Genomic DNA, 24,587 nt, shown 5'->3' with positions numbered 1-24,587 from the left:
CGTCCGGCGCCGGCCGCAGCCCGCCGCCGGCCGGTCAGGGCCTTCGCTCCAGACGCCGTTTCGCCGCCCGCGCCCCGACGCCCGGGGAGCAGGCCGCGCTCGTCGCCGCCCATGGGATCGACGTCATCGGCGCGCCGCTGACGGATTGACCGCTCAACCGCCCGGCGCGCGCGGGTCGGGCTGAAGCAGCGTCTCGACCAGAAGGGCGAGCGCGTCGAGGTCGCGCGCGTCGTCCCAGCCGGCCCCCGGCGCAAGGGCGAAGCGCGCGGCGAAATAGGAAAAATGCAGGCCGAAGAACGCGCAGGCCAGCGCCTCGGGCGAGGCGGCGGCGTCGATCTCGCCCGAATCCCGCATCCGCGCCAGATGGGCGGCGAGGGGCCGCAAGGCCTGCTCCATCCATTGCGCGGCGTAGCGCGACGCGAAGTCGGGATCGCGGAACAGCTCCCGGAACAGGACGCGACAGCCGTCCGGCGCGGCCTGCGCCGCAGCAAGGCTCTCCTGCGCGAAGTCCCTGCGCCAGCGCGCGAATTCGGCGCGGGTGAACGGCGTCTCGCTGCGGACGCGGCGAAACGCCGACCCGCGCGGCGTCATGTCGGCCGAAACCGCGTCCATCACTTCCCGGAGGAGCCCGTCCTTCGAGCCGAAATGCTTGAACAGCGTGCGTTCGGTCGCGCCGGCGCGCACGGCGATCTCGCGCGTCGTCGCGGCGTCGACGCCAAGCTCGGCGAACAGCCGCGCCGCCGCCGCGATCAGCGCCCGCCGCTTTTCGGGCGAGGGCCTGCGGCCCTTGCGCCCGTTTGACACCGAGCCCGCGTCGCTCATCGAAGCGCCATATCGTCGCACCAGGCCTCGCCGCCGCCATTTTGCTTGCGTAAGGACGGCCGCTCCTTCATGCGCGACCCATCTTCGCGCGAAGTCAAGAGCCGGCGGCCGGCCGCGCGCGGCGGAGGCCTGGATGCGTTTCATCGAGACTTTCGAGATCATGCCGACGCTCGACAGCGTCGTCAGCCTCGCCGCCGCCTTCGTCTTTGGCGCGCTCATCGGCGTCGAGCGGCAATACCGCCAGCGCACGGCGGGGCTGCGCACCAATGTGCTGGTGGCGCTCGGCGCCGCCGCCTTCGTCGACCTCGCCGACCGCGTCGCGGGAGCGCAGGAGTCGGTGCGCGTGATCTCCTATGTCGTCTCCGGCATCGGCTTTCTCGGCGCCGGCGTGATCATGAAGGAGGGGGCGAACATCCACGGCCTCAACACGGCGGCGACGCTGTGGTGCTCGGCCGCGGTGGGGGCCTGCGCCGGGGCCGACATGATCTCCGAAGGCGCGCTGGTCACGGGCTTCGTCGTGGCCGCGAACACGCTGCTGCGCCCGCTCGCCGACCGCATCAACCGCATCCCGCTCGACGATCAGGCGGCCGAAGCGACCTATGAGGTGCGCGTGTCGGCAGGCGTCGACGCCGCGCCCGCCCTGCGCGACCGCGTCGTGGAGCTGCTCGAGGCGGCGAATTATCCGGTCGGGGACGTCGAGAGCGAGGAGCAGGGCGAGGATCATGTGGAGATCGTCGCGACGCTGGTCTCGACCGCGGTCGATCCGCAGGAGATCGACGCCGTGGTCGCCGAGCTCGAACAGGAGAAGGGCGTCCGCCACGCCTCCTGGGAGAGCAGCACGGCGGCCTGAGGACGCCGGGCGCGGGGATCGGGCTGGAGCGCGTTCGGACGTCGTCGAATCGCGAACGCGCTCTAACAGTTTGTTCTTACGCGTTTTCGTAACGTAAAACTCTGCGACTTTTACTGAAAACGACCTAGAGGATGAAGCGCGACAGGTCGGCGTCGCGGGCGAGGCCGCCGACATGTTTCTCGACATAGGCCGCGTCGATCTCGACCCTCTCGCCCGAGCGGTCGGTCGCGGTGAAGCTGATCTCGTCGAGCACGCGCTCCATCACCGTCTGGAGGCGGCGCGCGCCGATGTTCTCGACGCTGGCGTTGACCTCGACGGCGATGCGCGCCAGCGCCGCGACGGCGTCCTGCGTGAAGGCCAGTTCGAGCCCTTCGGTCTAGAGCATTTTCACGACTGGCGGAATCGCGTTGGGGGTTCCGGTTCAGCTTTGTTTGTGATTCGCTTTCCTCATTGATTCGATAGGGGATTGCGATGGGCAGAGCTTACTCTCAGGATCTGCGTGAGCGGGTCATGGCGGCGGTTGAATCAGGGATTGGCGCATATGCGGCGGCGTCCCTCTTCAAGGTCAGCGTGTCGTATATCTACAAGGCTTTGGGGCGGCGGCGGACCACTGGCGAGACGAGCGCGCGGGCCTGGGCGGGCGGCCCCAAGCCGAAGCTCGCCGCACATGACGGGGCTCTTTGCGCCCGCGTGATGGGCGAACCCGACGCGACGCTCGCCGAACTGCAGGCCTGGCTCATGGCCGAGCACGACATGAAGGTCAGCGTCGGCTGCCTCTGGAAACGGCTGCGGCGTCTCGGGCTGACGCTCAAAAAAAGTCGTTGCGCGCCGCCGAACAAGATCGCGCCGATGTCGCCAGGGCGCGCGAGGAATGGCGCGTCAGCCAGGCTGATCTAAACCCGGAACAGCTTGTCTTTATTGACGAAACGGGAGCCAAGACGAATATGGTCAGGCTGTATGGCCGCGCCCCGCGCGGACGCCGCCTCAAAGCCTGTGCGCCGTTTGGCCATTGGATGACGACGACCTTCGTCGGCGCCTTGCGCAACGATCAGATCACAGCCCCTTGCGTTTTCGACGGGCCGATGAACGGCCCGTGTTTCCTCGCCTATGTCGAACATTTTCTCGCGCCGACCTTGCGCGAGGGCGACGTCGTCGTCATGGACAATCTGTCATCCCACAAAGTCGCCGGCGTCAGGGAGGCGATTGAGCGGGCCGGCGCAAGCCTGCGCTATCTGCCGCCTTACAGCCCTGACCTGAACCCGATCGAGCAGGCGTTCGCAAAACTGAAAGCCTTGCTGCGAAAGGCCGCGGCGCGAACCTTCGAGGCGCTCATCAAAGCCATCGCCGACGCCCTCGCCGCGTTCAAACCACAAGAATGCGCAAACTACATAGCAAATTCAGGCTATCGCCATGAATCGTGAAAATGCTCTAAATTGCCTCTACAGCCGTGTTGCGAGTTTTGAAAATCTTTCCGCCATGACAAAAAAGCAACAGGAAAAGCCTTGGAATATTTGGGCGGTCGCCCATTTCTTTGTTCAGCAAGCCTCTGAAACGGCCGCCGGGCTGACGGGGCGCTTGCGACGGCGCCCATTCTGTCCCTAAGTTTGGCGCAGGCCCGGGCCTCGCCGCTCAAAAGCCCGCGTCGCGCCCTCTAAACCCGAAAGAAACGACCGCATGCGCTCAAACAAGACCCGTCTGTTCGCCCTGCTTCTTGCGTCCTGCGCCTTCGCCGGCCCGGCCGCCGCCGCCCATCAGGGAACGCCCCACCACACGTCGGAGCACAGGGCCTATTGCCAGACGAGGTACAAATCCTGCCAGCGCGGCTGCAAGACCTCGGAGGGCGGGCAACACTGCACGAGATGCCGCATCAACTACAAGCAATGCATTTCGCACTGAAGCCTGGTCCGGCCGAAGCCTGGAGCGCGTTCGGCGGTGACCGAGTCGCGAACGCGCTCTGACGTCTTGTTTTTGCGCATATTCTTTACACGAAAGTCTGCAACTTTCGCTGAAAAGGCTCCGGCTCACTCGGCCGCGTCGGCGGGCGGCGCGAGATAGCGCCGCCACAGCGCCTTGTCGCCGAGCGAGGCGACGAAGTCGTCATGCGCCGCAAGCTCCTGCGGCGTCAGCCTCGGGGCCGCCGGCTCGGGCCGCGCGCGCAAAAGCTCGTCCGCGCCCGCGCCCGCGCGCCCGGCCTGCGCCGCGCCGAACACGAGCGCCGCCTGGCGTCCGCCGCGCAGCTCCGCATAGACGTCGGCGAGAATCTCGGCGTCGAGCAGGGCGCCGTGCCTGACGCGCCGCGAGGCGTCGATGCCGAAGCGCGCGCAAAGCGCGTCGAGGCTGTTCGAGGCGCCTGGAAATTTGCGCCGCGCCAGCGCCAGCGTGTCGACGACGCGCTCGGGCCCGATCGGCGGCGCGCCGGCGCGCGCGAATTCGGCGTTGAGGAAACGCATGTCGAATTCGGCGTTATGCGCGACGATCGTCGCCTCGCCCAGAAATTTCAGCAGATCGTCGAGGGCGGCGGCGAACACCGGCTTGCCCGCCAGAAATTCGCCTGACAGCCCATGGACGCGGAACGCCTCCTCGGGCATGTCGCGCTCGGGGTCGAGATAGACATGAAAAATCTGGCCGGTCGGGATCGCGTTCAGGATCTCGACCGCGCCGATCTCGACGACGCGATGCCCTTGAGCCGGATCGAGCCCGGTCGTCTCCGTGTCGAGGACGATCTCGCGCACGCCGTTTCGCCTTTCACGTCTTTTGTCCGCCGGGTCTGAAGCCCGGGGCGCAGTCCCGGCCCGCGGCCGCGCCGGAGACCGCGCGCAGCACGGCCGCCGCCTGGCGCTCGGCCTCGGCGAGGCCGCGGCTGGTGTCGATCACGAAATGCGCGCGGCGGCGTTTTTCGGCGTCGGGCATCTGCTTCGACATAATGACCTGAAGCCATTCCGGCGTCATGCCGGGCCGCGCGAACACCCGCAGCTTTTGCACAGCTTCGGGCGCGGACACGACGACGCAGGCGTCGCATTCGGCGTCGGCGCCGGTCTCGAACAGGAGCGGCACGTCGAGCACGGCGATGGTGTGGCCGGCGGCCTGCGCCTCGCGCAGGAAGTCCGCGCGCTTGGCCTGCACCAGAGGATGGACCAGCGCCTCGAGCCGGGCCATGGCGGCGGGATCGTCGCGCACCCGCGCGCCGAGCAGGGCGCGGTCAATCGCGCCCTCGCGCGCGACGCCCGGAAACATCGCCTCGACCGCCTCGACCGCCTCGCCGCGGTAGAGCGCATGGACCGCGGCGTCCGAATCATGCACCGGCGCGCCGAGCCGGCGGAACACGTCGGCCGTGGTGGTCTTGCCCATGCCGATCGATCCGGTGAGGCCGAGGACGAACATCTCAGGCGGCTTTTTCGACGTCGGCCTCGACGAGGCGGCGCAGCTCCGGCGTGACCTCGGGCGTCGCCCCGAAGAAGCGCGCGAAGGCCGGCGCCGCCTGTCGCAGCAGCATGCCAAGGCCGCCCGAGGCGCGCAGGCCGCGCGCCCGCGCCTGCGCGACGAGCCGGGTTTCGAGCGGCGTATAGATGATGTCGGCGACGACCGCGTCGGCGCGCAGCGGCGCGAGATCGACCTCGAGCGGCGGCTCGCCCTTCATGCCGAGCGTCGTGGCGTTGACGACGAGCCCGGCGCCGCGCAGCGCCGCGTCGAGCCCGCCCCAGTCGCGCGCGACGGGCAGGCCCCGGAACGAACTCGAAATCGACTGCGCGTTTTCGAGCGTGCGGTTGACGACCGTGACGTCGCGCCCGCGCGACAGCAGCGCCGCGACGACGGCGCGCGCCGCCCCGCCCGCGCCGATCACCACGGCGTCGCCGCCGACGTCGTCCCAGCCCGGAATCTCGTCGTCGAGGGCGGCGAGGAAGCCCGCCGCGTCGGTGTTGTCGGCGCAGAGGCGCCCGTTTTCGAGCCAGAGCGTGTTCGCCGCGCCGATCCGCCTCGCCATTTCGGTTTTCTCGTCGGCGTAGGCGTAGGCGCGCTCCTTGAGCGGCACGGTGACGTTGCCGCCGACAAAGCCCTGGTCGGCGAGGGCGCGCGCGAAGCGGGCGAAGTCGAGCGGGGCGACGGCGACGGATTCATAGCTTCCGGCGAGCCCCAGCGCGTCAAGCCAGTGGCGATGGATGAGCGGCGAGCGCGAATGCGCGATCGGCCAGCCGGCGACGAAGGCCCGCGGCGCGGGCGAAGAGACCACGCTCATGAGAGAATGAGGCCCTCGTCGCGCAGAAAGCCGAACAGCGGAAGAAGCGGCAGGCCGAGGATGGTCGAATGATCTCCCTCGATCCTCTCGAACAGATGCATCCCCGCTCCCTCGATCTGGTAGGCCCCGACGCTGCCGAGCACGGCCGGGCCCGCCGCGTCAAGATAGGCGTCGATGAATTTCGACGAAAGGGCGCGCATGTGGAGCCGCGCGACGGGCGCGGCGGCGAACAGGACCTGTCCGTCGCGGGCCGCGCACAGCGCCGAATGAAGCTCATGCGCGCGCCCCGACAGCGCGGCGAGCGCCGCGGCGGCCGCGGCGCGGCTCTCGGGCTTGACGAAAAGACGTCCGTCGCAGGCGAGCGTCTGGTCGGCGCCGACGACGAGGCGCCCGGGCGCCGCGGCCGAGACGGCGAGCGCCTTGGTCTTGGCGAGCGCGCGCGCGACGCCGGAGGCGCCGGCGCCGGCCGCGACAAGCGGCGCCTCGACCGCGCGCTCATCAATGTCGGCCGCCCGCGCCTCGAAGGGCAGGCCGGCGGCGGCGAGAAGCGCGGCGCGCGCGGCGCTGCGCGAGGCGAGGACGAGCGGATCGGCGCCAAGCCAGAGGGCGCTGCTCATGCGGCGGGCGCGACCCGGGCCTTGCGCGCCTTGTGCAGCGACAGGATCGCCGCCGCGGTCTCCTCGATGGAGCGGCGGGTGACGTCGATCATCGGCCAGCCGCGCGCGTCGAACAGCTTTTTCGACTGCGCCACCTCCTCGGCGACGAGGCGGCGGTCGACATAGGGCGAGGACGGGTCGGCGTCGATGGTCAAAAGCCGGTTGGTCCTGATCTGGACGATGCGCTCGGGCGAGGCGACGAGGCCGACGACGAGCGGATTGCGCAGGTTCTCGACCGCCTGCGGCAGCGGCGCGCCCGGCACGAAGGGAATGTTGGCGGTTTTGACGCCGCGATTGGCGAGATAGATGCTCGTCGGCGTCTTGGAGGTGCGCGAGACGCCCATCAGCACCACGTCGGCGGATTCATAGGTGTCGCACATCTGCCCGTCGTCATGGCTCAGCGTATAGTTCAGCGCGTCGATGCGGCGGAAATAATCGGCGTTGAGCGAATGCTGCGCGCCGGGCCGCGGCGCCGCCGCCGCGCCGATATAGGACTGGAACAGGTTCATGATCGGGGCGAGGATCGAAAGGCAGGGCGCGCCGATCGCCGCGCAGGCCGCAAGCAGGCGCTCGGCGTGGCGCGGATCGACGAGCGTGAACAGCACGATGCCCGGCTGCGCCTCGATCTCGCGCAGCACGGCGTCGAGCTCCGCGTCGGTGCGGGTCATCGGATGAAGCTGCTCGGCGACGCTCACGCCCTTGAACTGGGCCAGCACCGCCCGGCTCGCGGCGATGAGAGTCTCTCCCGTCGCGTCCGAGACGAGATGAAGGATGACGTGCTGACGCGCCATGGGTCTCTCCTCCCGGTCATTCATCCTGCGCCGGTCATTCATCCTGCGCCGGTCATTCATCCTGCGCCGGACGTTTGATCCTGCGCCGGTCATTGCGGCCTGCGCCGGACGTTTCGCCGTCTTCGGCGCGCGGCGCCTCTTTGGGCCGGCGCGCCGCAGCCTCGCCGCGCGCTATCCAGACCCCTGAGGATTGTGGTGGACAATCTAGCGCAAACGGCCCCGCTTCCCAAGCGCGGCCTCGGGTTTCGCCCAAAGCCTTGAAAAGGAGTCACAAAAGGAGTCACAGCCGCGGCGCGGGGGACGCGGAATTCACAGCTCTGTGAGTTGGCGGCGCGGGGCGCCTGCGTCGTTTTCGCCGCAAAAGCTTAAAGCTCCGTTAACCCGGCCCGATCCTTAATGAAATCTTAACGCGGGGGCCGCGCGGAACTGCGGGGAAAAGGCGGCCCCGGCGACAAAGCGATTGTGGAAAGCGCTGCGCCGGACTAAGCGAGGCCCCAATATGAAGAAAAAGAAATCCTTCTTTAAGACTCTCTCTTTGTTAAGGACCGCCTTGTGAAGGATGTGAGCCCTGCGAAACGGCCGGCCGGAAAGAGCCTCCTGCGCGTCCTTGCGGGCGAGCCCGTCTTTCCGCCGCCCATCTGGATCATGCGTCAGGCCGGGCGCTATCTGCCCGAATATCGCGCGCTGCGGGCGCAGACCCCGAGCTTCCTCGACTTCTGCTATGCGCCGAAAATCGCCGCCGAGGCGACGATGCAGCCGATCCGCCGCTATGGCTTTGACGCCGCGATCCTGTTTTCCGACATTCTCGTCGTCCCCGACGCGCTCGGCCAGAACGTGCGCTTCGAAGCCGGCGAAGGCCCGCGCCTCGACCCGGTCGAGGACGAAGCCGGGTTCGGCCGTCTGCATGAGGCGATCGACCTCGGCCGCCTCGCTCCGGTGTTCGAGACCATCGGGCGCCTGCGCGGCCTCCTGCCCACGGAAACCACGCTGATCGGCTTCTGCGGCGCGCCCTTCACCGTCGCGAGCTATATGGTCGCCGGCCGCGGCACGCCGGATCAGGGCCCGGCGCGGCTCATGGCCTATCGCGACCCGACGCTGTTCCAGCGCCTGATCGACCGGTTGACCGAAGCCTCGATCGCCTATCTCCACGCCCAGATCGACGCCGGCGTCGAGGCGATCCAGATCTTCGACACCTGGGCCGGCGCGCTCGCGCCCGGCGAATATGAGCGCTGGTGCCTTGAGCCGATCCGGGCTGTCGCCGCCGCCGTCAGCCCGCGCGCGCCGGTGATCGGCTTTCCCAAGGGGATCGGCGCGCGGCTCGCGCATTTCGGCGAGAAGGCCGGGGTTCAGGGCGTCGGCCTCGACAGCGGCGTCGATCCCGTCTGGGCGGCCGCCGCCCTGCCGCGCGGCCAGGCGACGCAGGGCAATCTCGACCCGCTCGCGCTGATCGCCGGCGGCGACGCGCTGGAGCGGGCGGCGCGGCGCATCCTTGAGGCCTTTCACGGGCGCCCGCATATCTTCAACCTCGGCCATGGCGTGACGCCGCAGACGCCGCCCGAACATGTCGGCGCGCTGGTCGAACTGGTGCGGCGGGGCGGCGCGTGACCTACGGGCTCGTCAAGACGCTGCATGTGCTCGCCGTCATCTCGTGGATGGCCGGGCTGCTCTATCTGCCGCGGCTGTTCGTCTATCACGCCGGCCGGCCCGAGGGCGAAGAGCCGGCGAAGACCTTCGCCGTCATGGAGCGCCGGCTGATGAAGGCGATCATGACCCCGGCCGCGCTCGTCGCCTGGGTCTCGGGGCTTTGGCTCGCGGCCTCGGCCGGCTTTTTCGCCGCGCCCTGGCTTCACGCCAAGCTCGCGCTCGTGATCGCCATGAGCGCGGTCCATGTGGTCCTGGAGCGCGAGCGGCGCGCCTTCGCCGAAGGGGCGAATCGCCGCTCCCCCCGTTTCTTCCGCGTCTTGAACGAAGTCCCGACCCTGCTCATGATCTTCATCGTGGCGCTCGTGGTGCTGAAGCCGTTCTAGCCTCGCACGCGAAACCGGCGCGAAGCTTGCTTGCTCATGCGCAGGGCTTGCTTGTCAAAGCGGGCGGGATGGTCTATTTTCCGGGCTCCCCCCTGCAAGATCATTCGGCTGAGACGCAGGCGCGAAACGCGCTTCGTCCGTCGGGCTTCCGGACTTAACGGCTGGTTTCTTCACCCGCGATCGGCCGGGGCCGGGCGAATGTTCGGTCCAGATTCTCTCCCCGCCTTGCGCCGAGCGGAGCGCGCATTCTCCAAGGACGTCATCCCGATGCGGGAAATCAAACTGCAAGACTTGAAGCTCAAGTCTCCGACCGAACTGCTCGCCTTCGCCGAGGAGCATGAAGTCGAGAACGCCTCGATCATGCGCAAGCAGGAGCTGATGTTCGCGATCCTGAAGCAGCTCGCGAGCCGTGAGGTCGAGATCGTCGGCGAAGGCGTGATCGAGGTGCTTCAGGACGGCTTCGGCTTCCTGCGCTCGCCCGACGCCAATTATCTCGCCGGCCCCGACGATATTTACGTCTCGCCCTCGCAGATCCGCCGCTTCGGGCTTCGCACCGGCGACACGGTCGAGGGGCTGATTCGCTCCCCCAAGGAGGGCGAGCGCTATTTCGCCCTGCTGAAGGTCAACACGATCAATTTCGAGGACCCCGAAAAGGTCCGCCACAAGGTCCATTTCGACAATCTGACGCCGCTCTACCCCGACGAGCGCCTGAAGCTCGAAATCGAGGACCCGACGCGCAAGGATTTTTCGTCCCGCGTGATCGACATCGTGGCCCCGATCGGCAAGGGCCAGCGCGCGCTGATCGTCGCCCCGCCGCGCACCGGCAAGACGGTTCTGCTGCAGAACATCGCCCAGTCGGTGACCGCCAATCACCCCGAATGCTATCTGATCGTGCTCCTGATCGACGAACGGCCCGAGGAAGTCACCGACATGCAGCGCTCGGTGCATGGCGAAGTGGTTTCTTCCACCTTCGACGAGCCGGCCGTGCGCCATGTGCAGGTCGCCGAAATGGTGATCGAAAAGGCCAAGCGCCTCGTCGAGCATGGCCGCGACGTGGTCATCCTGCTCGACTCCATCACCCGCCTCGGGCGCGCCTACAACACGGTGGTGCCGTCGTCCGGCAAGGTGCTGACCGGCGGCGTCGACGCCAATGCGCTGCAGCGGCCAAAACGCTTCTTCGGCGCGGCGCGCAATATCGAAGAAGGCGGCTCGCTGACCATCATCGCCACCGCGCTGATCGACACCGGCTCGCGCATGGACGAAGTGATCTTTGAGGAGTTCAAGGGCACCGGCAACAGCGAGATCATCCTCGACCGCAAGGTGGCCGACAAGCGCGTCTTCCCGGCGATCGACATCACCCGCTCCGGCACCCGCAAGGAGGAGCTGCTGGTGCCGCCCGACATTTTGAAGAAGATGTACGTGCTGCGCCGCATCCTGAACCCGATGGGCACGATCGACGCGATCGAATTTTTGATGGGCAAGCTGCGCGAGACGCCGAAGGGGAATTCCACCTTCTTCGACGCGATGAACACGTAAAGAGCGGGCCTGCCTACACGTCCTTGAACGGGAACGGCGAGACGTTGCGCGTCAGCTCGTCGACCACCAGCGCGCGCAGGGCCGGGGGGGCGGCGCGCTGGGGGCAGTTCTGGCGGTCGCAGAGGCGGCAGTGGACCCCGATCGGCGCCGCCTCCGGATTGTCGAAATCGAGCCGCTTGGCGTAGATCAGCCTTCGCGCGAACTTCAGTTCGCAGCCGAGCGCGACCGCAAAACGCGGCTCGACCGCCCCCCAGGGGGCCATCGAGCGGCGCACCGTGCGGGCGATCGAAAACCATTGCGAGCCGTCGGTCAGCTCGATCGCCTGCGTCAAGATCCGGCCCGGATTGGCGAAGGTCGCGTGGATGTTCCACAGCGGGCAGGTGCCGCCCGAATTGGCGAAGGGAAAACGCCCCGACGAAAAGCGCTTCGAGACGTTGCCGGCGATGTCGACGCGCAGCATGAAGAAGGGGATGCCGCGCGCGCTCTGGCGCGACAGCGTGGTGAGCCGATGCGCCACCTGCTCGAAGCTCGCGCCGAACCGCGCGGCGAGCACCTCGACGTCATAGCCCGTCAGCTCCGCCGATTCGTGGAACTGGGCGTAGGGCATCATCACCGCGGCGGCGAAATAATTGGCGAGCGTCACGCGCAACAGCTTGCGGGCGACGTCGTCCGCCGGGGCAAGGCGATGCGCGGCGTCGGTCAGAAGCCCGCCGAATTCGGCGAGGCCGAGCTGATAGGCGGCCTGGAAGGCGCGGCCCGGCTGGTCCATGATCTCCGAAATCATGAGCTGCTTGCGGTGGTGGTCGTACCAGCGCAGCCGGTCGCCCATCACTTCGAGCGGAAGCGCGCGCACGCGCACCCCGTGCCGGGCGCGCAGATGCTCGACGAGCGCGGCGTAGAGCCCATGCGTCTCGACCGGCAGGCCCGCCGCGAAGCTTTCGGCCGCCCCGTCGATGTCGGGAAAATGATTGCGCTGGTCGTGCAGGATGCCGCGCACTTTGTCTATCGGGTTTTCGCCAAGCGGCGAATCGGCGCGGTCGCGCTCCGAGCCCGAGAACACGCCGGCCTCGGTCGCCTCGCGCGCGTCGGAATAGGCGCGATAGAGCTTGACCATGGCGGCGACGAGGGCCGGCGAATTCTCGGCCGCGTCGCGCACCTCGGCGCGGGGCACGGTCGTGTCGCGAAACAGCGGATCGGCCAGAATCTGCTCGACGTCGCCGACCGACTGCTCGCCCTCGATCTCCATGAAGTCGCGCGGGTCGACGCCATAGACGTCGGCGAGGCGGATCAGCACCTGCACCGTGATCGGCCGCTGGTTGCTCTCCATCAGGTTGAGATAGCTTGGCGAGACGTCGAGCTCGTCGGCCATGCGCGCCTGGGTCAGGCGGCGTTCGCGGCGCAGGCGCTTGAGGCGGGGTCCGGCAAAGATTTTTCTTGGCGCCGTGTCGCCCATGCTGGCGGCCTTTGTAAAACTCGTTGACAAAATCAGGTTGAGGATTTTCCGAAAAGAAGTCCTGGACCCGCGGCCAAAAGTCTGGCGCGGAAGGAAATTCCTTCTGAATTTCTGGACTCATCCTCGGCTCGGTTAACGCGGGATGTCAATCTTCAGCAGCTTTATGCATGTGGACGACTTGACAAAAGCGCCTGTCCGGCCGCCGCGGGCCGCCCCTGTCGAAGCGCCCTGTCGAAGCGCCTTGTCGATGATTTGTTAAGCATGTTCGGCTAGGCTCGCCCTTCCGCGAGCGGGCGTCAGGGCGTCCGCCGCTCCTGAACCGGTTGAAGGCCCATGACCGCATTTGCTCTCGATCCGCTCGACCTCGCGGCGCTGCTCTGCTCGCGCGTGTGCCATGACGTCATCAGCCCCGTGGGCGCCGTGGTGAACGGGCTCGAAATGCTCGAAGAGGAAAAAGACCCGGCGATGCGCGAGGAGGTTTTGGGCCTCATTCGCGCGAGCGCCGAGAACGCCTCGGCGCGGCTGCAGTTTTCGCGTCTCGCCTTCGGCGCGGCGGGCTCGGCCGGGGCCTCGATCGACACGGGCGACGCCGAAAAGGTGCTGCGCGGCCTGTTGAGCGACCCGAAGCTCAGGATCGACTGGCGCGTGCCGCGCGCGCTCGCGCCGAAGAACCGGGTCAAGCTGACGCTCAACCTGTGCCTCGTCGCGGCGGCGGCGATCCCGCGCGGCGGCGAGATTCTGGTCGAAAGCGAAGGCGACATGAGCGCCGACGGCCTGGTGCTCAGGGTGGGCGCGCGGGGCCCCAACGCCAAGCTCGCGCCGCATGTGGCGGCGATCCTTTCGGGCGCGCCGCGCGAGGCGATCGACGCCCATGCGATCCAGCCGCATTACGCGGCGCTCGTCGCCGCCTCGGCCGGGCTCGCGCTCGCGGTCGAAACGGCGCAGGACGCCGTGACGATCGAGGCGCGTCGCGCCGCGGGCGAAAATCCGGCGACCGCCGCGGCCTGAGGCGTTCGCGTCAGGCCGGGAGTTTCAAGGCCGGGCGGCGCCTGTTCGCGTCACGACCTGGCGGGCATTCCGTGGAAAAGAAAAAACGGCGGCCCTGCGGCCGCCGCGTGCAGGCGCGGGGGAAAGCCTTAAGCGGTGATCCGCTCGTCGTCGTCGGTGGGCTCGCGCAGCACATAGCCGCGGCCCCAGACGGTCTCGATATAATTGCGGCCCTGGCTCGCGTTGGCGAGCTTCTTGCGCAGCTTGCAGATGAACACGTCGATGATCTTGAGCTCGGGCTCGTCCATGCCGCCATAGAGATGGTTGAGGAACATCTCCTTGGTCAGCGTCGTGCCCTTGCGCAGGGAGAGCAGCTCGAGCATCTGATATTCCTTGCCGGTCAGATGCACGCGCGCGCCGTCGACCTCGACCGTCTTCTGGTCGAGATTGACGATGAGGTCGCCGGTCGCGATCACCGACTGGGCGTGGCCCTTCGAGCGGCGCACGATGGCGTGGATGCGGGCGACGAGCTCGTCCTTGTGGAAGGGCTTGGTCAGATAGTCGTCGGCGCCGATGCCGAGGCCCTTCACCTTGTCCTCGATGGCGGCGAAGCCCGACAGGATCAGGATCGGCGTCTTGACCTTGGCGTTGCGGAGCTGGCGCAGCACCTCATAGCCCGACATGTCGGGCAGGTTCAGGTCGAGCAGGATGATGTCGTAGTCATAGAGCTTGCCGAGGTCGGCGCCCTCTTCGCCGAGGTCGGTCGTGTAGATGTTGAAGTTTTCCGACTTCAGCATCAGTTCGATGCTCTGCGCGGTGGCGCTGTCGTCTTCGATCAATAGAACGCGCATCTGAGGTCCCCCACCTTGCCCGTCGGTCGCCTGCCGGCGCGCAGTTCGCCCCGGCCGCGTCTCTTGGGCGCCCGCCGATCGCGGCCCGCCGCCGGAGCGCGCGGCTCCTGAAACCGCGGACCCGCCGAACGCGCGGAGCCGCCCCGAAATCGCCCGTCTCGCCCGGATGCGAGGCCTCTGGACAGAAGCCCGGAGCGCAAGCCGCGGAGCGGCTGGACCGGGCGCCTGGCCGAAGGCCCGGCGCGGCTTTCCGCGCATCCTTCGAGTTTCGTAACGTTAACGTCCATTGGTTAATAAAAACATTAACGGCTCGCCTCAATGCCCGCCGAACGGCGTTTCGCCCGCGCCGCAAAAGCCGTCCCGGACGCCGAATGTCCGGCCCGAAAGCGGCGAATTTCCGCCTGGTCCGGCCGGCCCGCGTGAACGACGCCGGCGCGTGAGTAACGAATGGGCAAGTTTCATCCTGCATCCTTGCGTGAAGCCGAAGCCGCCGGACGTTCGGACGGTTTTGGCCGGGCGGGCGAAAGCGCGCGATTCGCATGCGTAGGGTTTCATGGCTGACGATCTCATGGCGTCTCATCCGATCGCGCGCCGTGGATTCGTCGCCCGAACCGCCGCGCCGGCTGCGGAACGAAGACTTCGGGGACTGACGCGGCGAGGACTGACGCGGTCGAAACGCCCGACGCCGCCGCGTCGCGGCCCGCCCCGCCTTGAGAGGTGAGAACCAAGATGAAGCTGCAGGAGTCCGTCCTTCGCCTCAAGAGATTCCATGTCGAGGAAAAACGCCGGCGCGTCGCCCAGATCGAATCCATGGCGACGGAATTCACCCGGATCGCCCATGAGCTCGAGCAGGAGATCGCCGTCGAGGAGCAGCGCGCCGGAATTTTCGACGCGAGCCATTTCGCCTATCCGACCTACGCCCGCGCGGCGCGGGCGCGGCGCGACAATCTGGAGCGCTCGGCCCGCGACCTCATGGCCCAGCTCGACGACGCCCGCGACCGCCTCGGCGAGGCCGTCGCCGATCTCGAAAGGGCCGAGGGCGACGGCCGCGCCGCCACGGACGCCGGCGCCGAAGACGCGCCGGGGCGGCTGCGCGCCGCCCACGGCTGAACCATAAGCCTGAGCCGCGCCCCTGAAGCGAACGCCGGCTTTCTCGACGGCCGAGGTTTCCTTCGCGGGCGAAACGGGGCTAGAACTTCCGCCGGGATCTTTGGGGCCGCGGCGGGAGATCATGAAACGACTTCTCGATTTCGTCTGGCCCGTCGTCGGCGTCGCCGCCGTCGTCGTTTCGCTGGTCATGCTCTATCAGGAGTTCCGCGGACAGAACCTCTGGCCGGGGCTGTGGCGCGCCTTCTCGTCCATCTCGCCGGCGCACTGGGCGCTCGCCATCGCCTCCACGCTCGTCGCCTACGCCGCGCTCGCCTGGTACGACAAGATCGCGCTGCGTCATCTTGGCGTCTCCAACGTCTCCTGGCTGTTCGCGGGCCTGTGCTCGTTCACGACCTATGCGCTCGCCCACAACATCGGCGCGACGGTGTTTTCGGGCGCCATGGTGCGCTACCGGGCCTATAGCGCCAAGGGCCTCAGCGCGGCGCAGGTCGCGGTGCTGGTCGCGCTCTGCTCCTTCACCTTCGCGCTCGGCTCGATGTTTCTCGGCGGGCTTCTTTTGGTCTATGAGCCGCAGCTGCTGTCGCGCTTTTCGGGCTTTTTGCCGGGGCTCCTCACCAATCCGACCACGGCCTTCGTCGTCGGCCTCGGGCTTCTGGCCTTCGTGGCGCTCTACAACGTCGGCTCCGTGCTGCGCCTGAAGCCGCTGGTGCTGCGCGGCTTCAGGCTCGAATATCCGCGCCCCGACATCGCCCTGCGCCAGATGATCGCCGCGCCGCTCGAGCTTCTGGGCGCGGCCGGCATCATCTATTTCGCCCTGCCCGAGGCCGCGAACCCCGGCTTCTTCGTGGTCCTTGGCGTGTTCCTCGCCTCTTTCTCGGCGGCGCTCGTCTCCAACGCGCCGGGCGGGCTCGGGGTGTTCGAGATCCTGTTCATCAAGGCCATGCCGGCGACGCCGCAGGTCGAGGTGCTGACCGCCCTGCTCGTGTTCCGGCTGCTCTATCTCATCATCCCGCTCATGATCTCGCTCGTGATCGTCGTCGCCTTCGAGAAATCGAGGCTGCGCGAGACGCTCGCCCATGAAAGGCCTGAGCTGGCGCAGGAGACGCGCGGCGACGCCGGCGCCTCTGCCGCGGCGCGCGAAAAGATCGAAGGCCGCGGCGCCGACGCCGTTTGAGGGGCCAAAACGGCGAAAACCCCGGGCGGGAACCCCGGGGTTTTGGCTCGGGAAAACCCGGACGCGCCTAGTTGCAGACACGGACGCGGCGGAAGCCGACCACCTCGCCATAGGCGTCGACGACGGGCTGGCGGCTGAAATAGCAGGCCGGCGCGTAATAATAAGGAGTCGCGGCGGCGGCGGCCGCGCCGATCGCGATGCCCGCGGCGGCGGCGCCGACGCCCCAGCCCCAGGGATGATAGGCGCGCCACGGGCCGGCGGCGGCGGGGGAGGACGCCGAAACGGCGCCGGCGAGGGCGAGGGCCGCGAGGCCGGCGGCGAAAGTCTTGCGAGCTGCGGTCATTGTCGTCTCTCCGTCGGGGCGGCTCCATCCGCCGCCGATGCAGAAAGACTAGTTTTATGCCGCGCGGCTCTCTGTGCGGGCGCGCACCGGGCCGGCGCGCCCGGCCGTCAGCTGAGCCCGAGGTCGAGCTGGCGCGGCGCGGGCCGAAGGTCAGGCCCGCTCAGCGCGCCGAGCGTGACGCCGAGCAGCCTGACGCCGCGACGCAGGGGCGACGCGGCCTCCGTCAGGAGCGGCCGCAGCAGGGCGAGGCTTTCGGCCTCGAGCGCGGCGCGCTCCGGCACCGGCTCGGACCGCGAGCGGCTGCGCGAAAAAATCCTGAAATCCGCCGTCTTGGCCTTGAGCGTCACCGTGCGGCCCGAGACGCCCAGCGCCTGCGCCTGGCGCCAGAGCTTGTCGAGAATCGGCAGAAGCGCGAGCCGCATCGCCTCGAAGCCATGCAGATCCTCGAAGAAGGTGCTCTCGGTCCCGAGCGATTTGCGGATCCGGTCCGGCCGCACCGGCCGCTCGTCGATGGCGCGGGCGATCCCGTAATAATAGGCGCCGGCCTTGCCGAAGCGCTCCTGCAGCAGGCCGAGCGGCAGCGCCTTCAGGTCGGCGACGGTCTCGATTCCGAGCCTCTTCATGCGCGCCTCGGTCGCGGGGCCGACGCCATGCAGACGCGCGACGGGCAGCGGCTCGACGAAGGCCTCGCCCCGGGCCGGCGGCACCACGAAAAGCCCGTCGGGCTTTTTATGGTCCGAGGCGAGCTTGGCCAGAAACTTGTTGTAGGAGACCCCGGCCGAAGCGGTGAGGCCCGTGCGGGCGAAGATCTTTGCGCGAATCTCCTCGGCGATCCGGGTGGCCGACGGCGCGCCGGTCAGGTTTTCGGTCACGTCGAGATAGGCCTCGTCGAGCGAAAGCGGCTCGACGAGGGAGGCGTGTTCGGAAAAGATCGCCCGGATCTCGCGCGAGACGGATTTGTAGACGTCGAAGCGCGGCTTGACGAACACGAGGTCGGGGCATTTGCGCAGCGCCGTGACGGAAGGCATGGCGCTGCGCACGCCGAAGGCGCGCGCCTCATAGCTCGCCGCCGCGACGACGCCGCGCGCCCGCGCCCCGCCGACGGCGACGGGCCTGCCGCGCAGCGACGGGTCGTCGCGCTGCTCGACCGAGGCGAAGAAGGCGTCCATGTCGACGTGAATGATTTTTCGCACACGCCGGGCCGGCGTTTCGGGCGCGGCCTCGGCCTCAAGGGGCGGGCGGGCCGGCTGCGCCTGACGGCGAAAGGGCGTCGCGTCGAGCATGAGGGGTTCGGGGCTGGCGCTTCGGGACGGCGCGCCGCGAATCGCCGCGCCGCCCGAATTTTCGTCTATTCATGTTTTGTTCGCAAGCCCGCATCCTGCCCGCAGGCTTTCGCCGCGCCGGCGGGCGGCGGGCCTCAGGGTTTTTGACCGGGCTTTCGCGCCGCGCCCCAGTCCATCGAGGCGAGCAGCACGAGCACGGAGATCGTGCCGAAGCCGGCCATGGCGCTCATCATGCCCTGCGCGCCGAAGCGCAGCGCGAGAAGGGCGCCCGCCGCCGCGCCGGCGAGCGTGAAGGCGAGATTGACGACGCCGTAGGGCACCGCCCGGCGCGCCCCGATGTAGAGCGGCGCGAGCAGCGAGACGAGCGCATAGGAGAAGGCGAAATAGGCGCAGGCGAGCACGAAGGCCGCCGAAACCTCGCCGACCTCCTTCGGCAGGGCGAGGGCGAGCAGGTCGCGGTTGACGACGAACGGCAGCGTGGCGGCGACGGCGGCGCCGAGCCCCGCGGCCGCAAACAGCGCCCGGCGCAGGCCGTTGAGCCAGAGCGCGTCGCGCCGCTGCAGCGCGTCGATGAAGGCCGGCATCAGCGGCCGGGTGACGAGCGTCAGCGGGTTGACGAGCCGCGCGATGAACAGGACGCTGGTCGAGAACACGATATAGTCATGGGCGCCGGCGACGGCGAGCGCGATCATCGCCGAGGCGTAGATCTTCACATAGTCGGCGAACGGCGAAAGAAAGAGCGGCAGGCTTTCCGGCGCGCGCGCCCAGAGCGCCGCGAAGGCGTTTTTGCCGATTTTCGGCGAAAGGCCGCGCGTCGCCGCGACCTGGAGAAAGACGCAGAGATCGGCGAGGGCGGGCGCGCCGAAATAGACGAGGCAGACGGTCATGTCGTTGAGCCGCCCGAAATGGGCGAGCGCGAGCAGGCCCCCGACGAGCGCGAGATTGGCGGCGGTCTGAACGAGGCTCGTCACATGGTCGGTGCGCTCCGCGATGCGGTAGATCTGGCCGAAGCCCGCCGCAATCTGAAGGAAATTCAGCGCGACGCCGACGACGATGGCGGGCTTGAGTCCGTAGAGCGCGGCCCATAGGGCGCCGGCGAGCGCGAACAGCGCCGCGACGACGAGCGACAGCGCCGCATGGGCGCTGAAGCAGCGCCGCGTCGCCTCCATCGGCGCCTTCGGGTCGTCGCTGGCGAAAGCGTGGGCGATGTCGCGGATGAACAGCACGCCGAAGGGCGCGAAGACGAGGCCGATCGCCGCCGCGACGTTCATGGCCGTGAGAAAGGCCGTATAGTCCTGCGCCGAGACCCCGCGCGCGACGAGCGGCAGCGCGACGAACACCGTCGCCGCGCCGCTGAGCTTCGTGAATAGGGCGAAGCCGACGGAGCGGATCATCAGAAAAGTGCGGCCCATCGGCTCCCTGTCGCAAGGTTGAACGGCGCGGCTCCGCCGGCGCCCGGGCGGCCCGGCCGGCCGCGGCGCATAATGGCGACGGCGCGGCGCGACGGCGAGGCCCTTTTGCGGAAAACGCCTTCGCTTTCGCTTGAGCGCGCCGGCCCCGCCCGCAGGCGCTTCGAATTGCGCGGGCTTGATGGATGATTTCCACAGGCGCGGCGTATAGGAAAAGGCGTGGCGCCCGCCCTCGCGGCGGGCGGATTTCTCTTCGGCGGTCGCATATGACGGATTTCTCCCCCCAGCTTGTCCACGACGCCCTCGACCGCCTGCAGTTTCAGCAGGCCGACCGCTTTCTCCTGATCGAGCAGATTCCGATCGGCTATGGCGGCCAGATCGCGCATCGCGTCATGGGGCTTGAGCTCGCGCTGGCGACGGGGCGGCGCGCGGTGTTCTCGCGTGACGACGATCCGCCCTATGGCCAGACTTTTGCGCCGCAAAGCGCGCCGCCGCCGCCGCAGGCGCTGGCCGCCGAAACCCTCTACGATCCGACGCGCGCGCAGGACGAGCCTTTCCTGCGCTTCGCCAACGACGCGGCCGACGCGGCGCTCGCCGCCGAGGGCGGCGTCGTCGCCTTCGCGCCGCGGGTCGCCGACGAGATCGAGGCGGCGCGGGCGCGGCTCGGCGTCGGCGAGACGACGCTCGGCGTCCATTTCCGCCGCGGCGACAAGACCGTCGAGACGGCCTATGTGCCGTCGCGCCATTTCAACGCGGCGATCGCGAAGGTTTACGGGCGCTGGCGCTTCGAGTCGCTCTTTCTCGCGAGCGACAGCCCGAAGGCGCTCGACGAGATCGAGCCGCCGCCGGGCGTGCGCGTGATCTTCGACCATGAGGAGCGCCGCTACGACAACGCCAACCACAAGATGCTCTTTCGCAGCCCCGAGCTTTCGGCGCAGGAGACGTTCACGGCGGCGAAGAACGTGGGGCTGCTCTCGGCCTGCGGCGGGATCGTCGGGCAGGACAACGCCCATTTCGCGACCATCGCCGCGGCGCGGATCGGCCTGCGCCACCCGGAGGGCGGGCGGGTGCTGCTGCTGCCGGGCCGCATCGCCGAGATCGAGGCGCCGGCGCTCGGGCGCTATTTCGACATGAAGCGCCGCGCCCGCGCCTTCGCGCGCGCGCTCGTGCCGGCCGAACTGCGCCAGAAAATCCTGCGCTTCAAGCCGTTTTGCCGCGCGACGTTCTGGCCCGCGCGGGCCAGCCATGTTGCTGGCGCGGGAGGGCGGGGGGCGCGCTCCCGCGCCGTTTTGCGCCTTGCGCCGGGCGTCGTTTTCCTGGCTCCCTTTTTGGCGCCCTGCTCCCGGCTCCCCGTCGCGCGCCCCGTGTTTTGGCGCGCTCCATTGTTGGCGCGCTCCATTGTTGGCGCGCTCCATGTGTTGGCGCGCTTCATGTGTTGGTGTTGGCGCGATGTCCTGACGCGCGGGTCCGTGTGCGCCTCAATGCTTGAGCGGCGGCGCGAAGCGCTGGTCCGCCTTGGCGTTGGCTTCGAGCAGCGGGCGGATCTTGCTCGCCGGAATGGGCGGGCTGAAATAATAGCCCTGCATTTCGGTGCAGCCTTCCGCGCGCAGAAAGGCGAGCTGCTCGCCGGTCTCGACGCCTTCCGCCGTGGTCGAGACGCCGAGACTGACGCCAAGCCCCGCGACCGCGCGCACGATCGCCGTCGAGCCGTCGCTGAGCCCGAGATCCTTCACGAAGGAGCGGTCGATCTTGATCTTGTCGAAGGGGAAGGCGCGCAGATAGGAGAGGCTCGAATAGCCCGTGCCGAAATCGTCCATCGAGACGCTGACGCCGAGCGCGCGCAGGCTGTGCAGCGTGGCGAGATTGGCCTCGCTCTCGGCGAGCAGGATCGATTCGGTGATTTCGAGCTCAAGCCGGGAGGCGGGCAGCCCCGAGGCCGCGAGCGCCGTCAGCACGGCGTGGACGAGATTGCCGCTGCGAAACTGCACCGGCGAGAGATTGACCGCGACCTTGAGCGCGCCGGGCCAGCTCGCGGCCTCGGCGCAGGCCTGCCGCAGCGCCCATTCGCCGAGCGGGACGATGAGGCCGATCTCTTCGGCGATGCCGATGAACTCCGTCGGCGGCACCATGCCGCGCTCGGGATGGCGCCAGCGCATCAGCGCCTCGAAGCCGGTGACGGCGCCGCTCTTGAGCGCCACCAGCGGCTGGTAATAGAGCTCGAACTCGCCGGCGGCGAGGCCGCGGCGCAGGTCGATCTCGATCTGGCGGCGCGCCCGCGCCCGCGCGTCCATGCCGGGCTCGAAGAAGCGCGTCGCGCGCCGTCCGTCCTCCTTGGCGCGGTAGAGGGCGAGATCGGCGTTCTTCAACATGAGATCGGGCTCGCGCCCGTCCTCGGGGGCCATGGCGACGCCGATCGAGGTGGCGATTTCGATGGCCTGGCCGTCGATCGCGAAAGGGCGGCCGACCGTGTCCGACACCAGCGCTGCGAGCGCCGCCGCCTCCTCGGGGCCGGCCACGTGGCGCATCAGGGCGAATTCGTCGCCGCCGAAGCGCGCAAGGGCGTCGGAGGGGCGCAGCCGCGCGCGCAGCCGTTCGGCGACGGCGCGCAGCAGCGCGTCTCCGACCGGGTGGCCATAGGCCTCGTTGACGTTCTTGAAATGGTCGAGGTCGAGATAGAACAGGGCGATCCGCCCGCCCGCGGCGTCGAGCCGGGACAGCGCCTCGCCGAGCTTTTCGCGAAACAGCGCCCGGTTCGGCAGGTCGGTCAGCGCGTCATGCAGCTGCATATGGGCGAGCCGCGCGTCGGCGCGCCGGCGCTCGGTCACGTCGGTCAGGGAGACGAGATGCGCGATCCTGCCCCGGAAGAGGATCGCGCGGCGATGCGTCGCGACGTCGATCGCGCCGCCGTCGGCGCGCCGGTGGCGAAAGACGTCGTGCGGCGCCTCGGCCGGGGGGCGCGCGGCGAAACATTCGAGCCGGGCGAAATCTTCGGGCGCGACGAGGTCGTAGAGGCTCTTGCCGGCGAGCTCGTCGGCGCTCGCATAGCCCCACAGCGCGGCGGCGGCCGCGTTGAGCGTGACGAAGGCGAGCGCGCCGGGCTCGCACAGCGCGGTCGGCGTCGGGCTTTCCTCGAACAGGAGGCGGAAGGACGACAGCTCCTCGGGGTCGGCCGCCGGCGCGAGCGTGACGACGACGAGCCCGCCCGAGGCGTAAGCGCAGACCGAGAGCCGCCCGTTCGCGCCCGCGGCCTCGAATTTTTCGGCGCCGCCCGCCTCGGCGAGCTTCAACAGGCGCGCGGCCGCCTCGCGCCAGCCGGGCAGGGCGTGGAACTCCGACAGGCGGCGCCCCTGCAGCTCGGTCGGGCCGCGGCGCAGCAGGCGGGCGGCGGCGTGATTGGCGGCGGCGATCTCGAAATCGACCGGACGCCCGTCCGCCCCCTCGATCGCGGCGAGCGCCGCGAGCCCGGCCTCGGTCGCGCCGAGCAGGGCTTCGGCGAGGGCGTATTTCTCGCCGCGCTCGGCCATGTAGAGGAGGCACAGCGGCGGCCCGGCCGGATTGGCGAGCGGCAGGGCGAGAAGGTCGTAGCCGCCGACGGCGCCGCCCGCGACGAACGGCGCCGTCGCCTCCGCCGGCCGCTCCGCGGCCAGCGCCCGCCGGCAGGTCTCGTCGATGGTGCGCACGAAGCTGTTCGCGTCCGAAAGGGGAAGCCGGCTCGCCCCGCCGAGCGCCGCCGCGGCGAGCGGCCCGGCCGACAGAATGTCGAGGCTCGCGGCGCCCGGCCGCGCCAGGGCCGACGCCTCGGCGAAGCGGCCCGAACGGAACAGGGCGATGGCGTCGCGCCCGGGCAGGCGCGCCGGCGGCGCGACCGCCGCGCGCCAGGCGAGACGGGCGAGCTCGAACTCGGGCTTCGCGCTCCCGCGCCGGGCGACCCCCGCCGGAGCCGCGGCGGCGGCGACGCCGCCCGCGTTGGCGGAGGGGGCGAGATCGTGCGACGTATTGACGCCCGGGCCGCGGCCGCCGGCGACGAGGCGCGGCGCCGGAGCCGGCGCCGCCTCGGCCCCGCGCGGCTCTTCGGCGGGACGCGGGAAGTCCGGCTCCGGCCGCGGCTGCGCCGCGGGCGCGCGGGCCCGAATCCCCTTTCGCTTGATCATGCGCCCCGTCATAAGTTCGCTCCGGATGGCGCTCCACGGCCAGGTTCGAGCCCGCGCCGCGCCCTGGGGCGACGGGAGCCGGAACGCGCTGGAACGCGCCTCAAACCAAGGGCGTGGAGCGCGGCGAAACGGGCGCTCCAGACCCGACCGCGCCGAAGCTGACAGAAGAAGCTTGCCTGCGCCTGTCGGCGACCGTTCGAATTTTCGGCGCGTCGCCTTGCGCCGTCCCGTTTCCGGGGCCCCCGCGCCCGCGCCCGACGCCCCGAAAATAGCGCTTGCGCGCAGATGGCCCGCAGGCTTATTTAGAAAGGATCTAATCAAAACTCGCCCCCCGAATCCGAAACCGTCTCCGGCTCTGGATGCGGCCGGGGAGATGCGGGCGAACATCAGGAGAGCGCCGATGAAGGGCGACGAAAAAGTCATCGACTACCTCAACCGCAGCCTGCGCAGCGAGCTGACGGCGATCAACCAGTACTGGCTGCATTTCCGCATCCTCGACAACTGGGGCTTCAAGGATCTCGCCAAGCAGTGGCGCGAGGAGTCGATCGAGGAGATGCGCCACGCCGACAAGATCACGGCGCGCATCCTGTTCCTTGAGGGCTTCCCCAACATGCAGGTGCTCGACCCGCTGCGCATCGGCCAGTCGGTCGAGGAGATTCTCTCCTGCGACCTCGCCGCAGAACTGGGCGCGCGCGAGCTCTACACCGAGGCGGCCGAATATTGCATCACGGTGCATGACCGCGTCACCAAGGAGCTCTATGACGACCTTCTGAAGGACGAGGAGCACCACATCGACTTCCTCGAGACGCAGCAGGAGCTGATCCGCCAGGTCGGCGTGCAGCTCTACAGCCAGAAGCACATCGGCAAGCTGTCCGAAGACCTCTAGGCCGAAGTTTTCGCCCTTCCGTCC

Annotated in this window: 23 protein-coding genes and 1 pseudogene; 10 read left to right on the top strand and 14 right to left on the bottom strand. The window is 69.0% G+C overall.

The genetic code is table 11. The features are described from left to right. Positions 1-153 precede the first annotated feature (153 nt). Positions 154-822: a TetR/AcrR family transcriptional regulator gene (locus tag ACILRB_RS05280; RefSeq protein WP_395665256.1), complete on the bottom strand. Its 669-nt coding sequence runs from the start codon at positions 820-822 to the stop codon at positions 154-156. 133 nt (positions 823-955) lie between these two features. Between ACILRB_RS05280 and ACILRB_RS05275 the strand changes: the two genes are divergently transcribed. Then, a complete protein-coding gene (locus ACILRB_RS05275) occupies positions 956-1,672 on the top strand; it encodes an MgtC/SapB family protein (RefSeq protein WP_395665255.1) in 717 nt (238 codons plus the stop codon). Between the two features lie 124 nt (positions 1,673-1,796). On the opposite strand, the pseudogene ACILRB_RS05270 reads toward ACILRB_RS05275, so the two are convergent. Beyond that, a pseudogene (locus ACILRB_RS05270) lies at positions 1,797-2,048 on the bottom strand (HslU--HslV peptidase ATPase subunit); the annotation flags it as partial. 95 nt (positions 2,049-2,143) lie between these two features. Here ACILRB_RS05270 and ACILRB_RS05265 point away from each other — a divergent pair. Both ACILRB_RS05265 and ACILRB_RS05260 read left to right on the top strand, forming a co-directional pair. Next, positions 2,144-3,093, top strand: a protein-coding gene (locus tag ACILRB_RS05265) for an IS630 family transposase (protein WP_407070197.1) whose coding sequence is annotated in 2 segments (ribosomal slippage) — positions 2,144-2,482 and positions 2,485-3,093 — 948 coding nt in all. Because the reading frame shifts where the segments join, the coding sequence is not laid out codon by codon here. Positions 3,094-3,346: 253 nt separating this feature from the next. Continuing rightward, complete coding sequence (locus ACILRB_RS05260) at positions 3,347-3,568, top strand: hypothetical protein (protein ID WP_395665253.1); 222 nt, start codon at positions 3,347-3,349, stop codon at positions 3,566-3,568. A gap of 125 nt (positions 3,569-3,693) precedes the next feature. Here ACILRB_RS05260 and dnaQ read toward each other — a convergent pair whose 3' ends face one another. From dnaQ to ACILRB_RS05235, 5 genes are read right to left on the bottom strand one after another with little or no spacing between them, the layout of a single operon-like run. Further along, positions 3,694-4,404, bottom strand: a complete 711-nt coding sequence (gene dnaQ / locus ACILRB_RS05255) for a DNA polymerase III subunit epsilon (RefSeq protein WP_395665252.1) — start codon at positions 4,402-4,404, stop codon at positions 3,694-3,696. Between the two features lie 13 nt (positions 4,405-4,417). Beyond that, positions 4,418-5,053, bottom strand: coding sequence for a dephospho-CoA kinase (gene coaE, locus ACILRB_RS05250; protein ID WP_395665251.1), 636 nt, complete (start codon positions 5,051-5,053; stop codon positions 4,418-4,420). A 1-nt stretch (position 5,054) separates the two neighbouring features. Next, a complete protein-coding gene (locus tag ACILRB_RS05245; protein ID WP_395665250.1) occupies positions 5,055-5,906 on the bottom strand; it encodes a shikimate dehydrogenase in 852 nt (283 codons plus the stop codon). Further along, the gene (locus tag ACILRB_RS05240) at positions 5,903-6,523 is read right to left on the bottom strand and encodes a Maf family protein (RefSeq protein ID WP_395665249.1); all 621 of its coding nucleotides are present in this window, start codon (positions 6,521-6,523) and stop codon (positions 5,903-5,905) included. Before ACILRB_RS05240 ends, ACILRB_RS05245 begins: the two co-directional genes overlap by 4 nt. Further along, the gene (locus ACILRB_RS05235; protein ID WP_395665248.1) at positions 6,520-7,353 is read right to left on the bottom strand and encodes a pyruvate, water dikinase regulatory protein; all 834 of its coding nucleotides are present in this window, start codon (positions 7,351-7,353) and stop codon (positions 6,520-6,522) included. Before ACILRB_RS05235 ends, ACILRB_RS05240 begins: the two co-directional genes overlap by 4 nt. 552 nt (positions 7,354-7,905) lie before the next feature. Here ACILRB_RS05235 and hemE point away from each other — a divergent pair. The 3 genes from hemE to rho all read left to right on the top strand — a co-directional run bounded on the left by hemE (position 7,906) and on the right by rho (position 10,916). Then, a complete protein-coding gene (hemE, locus tag ACILRB_RS05230; RefSeq protein WP_395665247.1) occupies positions 7,906-8,958 on the top strand; it encodes a uroporphyrinogen decarboxylase in 1,053 nt (350 codons plus the stop codon). Further along, entirely contained in the window at positions 8,955-9,380 is a 426-nt protein-coding gene (hemJ, locus tag ACILRB_RS05225) for a protoporphyrinogen oxidase HemJ (protein ID WP_395665246.1), read from the top strand. Before hemE ends, hemJ begins: the two co-directional genes overlap by 4 nt. A 267-nt stretch (positions 9,381-9,647) precedes the next feature. Next, on the top strand, positions 9,648-10,916 hold the full coding sequence (gene rho, locus ACILRB_RS05220) for a transcription termination factor Rho (RefSeq protein ID WP_395665245.1): 1,269 nt from the start codon (positions 9,648-9,650) through the stop codon (positions 10,914-10,916). A gap of 13 nt (positions 10,917-10,929) precedes the next feature. On the opposite strand, the gene ACILRB_RS05215 is transcribed toward rho, so the two are convergent. Further along, positions 10,930-12,369: a short-chain fatty acyl-CoA regulator family protein gene (locus ACILRB_RS05215; protein ID WP_395665244.1), complete on the bottom strand. Its 1,440-nt coding sequence runs from the start codon at positions 12,367-12,369 to the stop codon at positions 10,930-10,932. Between the two features lie 333 nt (positions 12,370-12,702). Between ACILRB_RS05215 and chpT the strand changes: the two genes are divergently transcribed. Next, positions 12,703-13,377, top strand: coding sequence for a histidine phosphotransferase ChpT (chpT, locus tag ACILRB_RS05210; RefSeq protein ID WP_395665243.1), 675 nt, complete (start codon positions 12,703-12,705; stop codon positions 13,375-13,377). Positions 13,378-13,505: 128 nt separating this feature from the next. On the opposite strand, the gene ctrA is transcribed toward chpT, so the two are convergent. Then, positions 13,506-14,207 (bottom strand): response regulator transcription factor CtrA, encoded by a 702-nt coding sequence (ctrA, locus tag ACILRB_RS05205; protein ID WP_395665242.1) that lies wholly within the window; start codon positions 14,205-14,207, stop codon positions 13,506-13,508. A gap of 729 nt (positions 14,208-14,936) precedes the next feature. Here ctrA and ACILRB_RS05200 point away from each other — a divergent pair. Both ACILRB_RS05200 and ACILRB_RS05195 read left to right on the top strand, forming a co-directional pair. Continuing rightward, on the top strand, positions 14,937-15,317 hold the full coding sequence (locus ACILRB_RS05200; protein WP_395665241.1) for a flagellar export protein FliJ: 381 nt from the start codon (positions 14,937-14,939) through the stop codon (positions 15,315-15,317). Between the two features lie 121 nt (positions 15,318-15,438). After that, the gene (locus tag ACILRB_RS05195; protein ID WP_395665240.1) at positions 15,439-16,491 is read left to right on the top strand and encodes a UPF0104 family protein; all 1,053 of its coding nucleotides are present in this window, start codon (positions 15,439-15,441) and stop codon (positions 16,489-16,491) included. A 67-nt stretch (positions 16,492-16,558) separates the two neighbouring features. Here ACILRB_RS05195 and ACILRB_RS05190 read toward each other — a convergent pair whose 3' ends face one another. The 5 genes from ACILRB_RS05190 to ACILRB_RS05170 form a co-directional block, all read right to left on the bottom strand. Next, a complete protein-coding gene (locus ACILRB_RS05190; RefSeq protein ID WP_395665239.1) occupies positions 16,559-16,834 on the bottom strand; it encodes a hypothetical protein in 276 nt (91 codons plus the stop codon). Positions 16,835-16,941: 107 nt separating this feature from the next. Continuing rightward, a complete protein-coding gene (gene dinB / locus ACILRB_RS05185; RefSeq protein WP_395665238.1) occupies positions 16,942-18,117 on the bottom strand; it encodes a DNA polymerase IV in 1,176 nt (391 codons plus the stop codon). A gap of 134 nt (positions 18,118-18,251) precedes the next feature. Further along, the gene (locus tag ACILRB_RS05180) at positions 18,252-19,529 is read right to left on the bottom strand and encodes a hypothetical protein (protein WP_395665237.1); all 1,278 of its coding nucleotides are present in this window, start codon (positions 19,527-19,529) and stop codon (positions 18,252-18,254) included. Then, entirely contained in the window at positions 19,511-20,941 is a 1,431-nt protein-coding gene (locus ACILRB_RS05175; protein ID WP_395665236.1) for a hypothetical protein, read from the bottom strand. The genes ACILRB_RS05180 and ACILRB_RS05175 overlap by 19 nt, the downstream gene beginning before the upstream one ends. A gap of 63 nt (positions 20,942-21,004) precedes the next feature. Continuing rightward, on the bottom strand, positions 21,005-23,677 hold the full coding sequence (locus ACILRB_RS05170) for a putative bifunctional diguanylate cyclase/phosphodiesterase (protein ID WP_395665235.1): 2,673 nt from the start codon (positions 23,675-23,677) through the stop codon (positions 21,005-21,007). A gap of 400 nt (positions 23,678-24,077) precedes the next feature. On the opposite strand from ACILRB_RS05170, the gene bfr reads away from it, so the two are divergent. Then, positions 24,078-24,563: a bacterioferritin gene (bfr, locus tag ACILRB_RS05165; RefSeq protein WP_395665234.1), complete on the top strand. Its 486-nt coding sequence runs from the start codon at positions 24,078-24,080 to the stop codon at positions 24,561-24,563. Positions 24,564-24,587 lie beyond the last annotated feature (24 nt).

The sequence above is a fragment of the Methylocella sp. genome (assembly GCF_044226135.1).
GTDB lineage: Bacteria > Pseudomonadota > Alphaproteobacteria > Rhizobiales > Beijerinckiaceae > Methylocapsa.
This window is presented reverse-complemented; position numbering and strand designations above follow the sequence as displayed.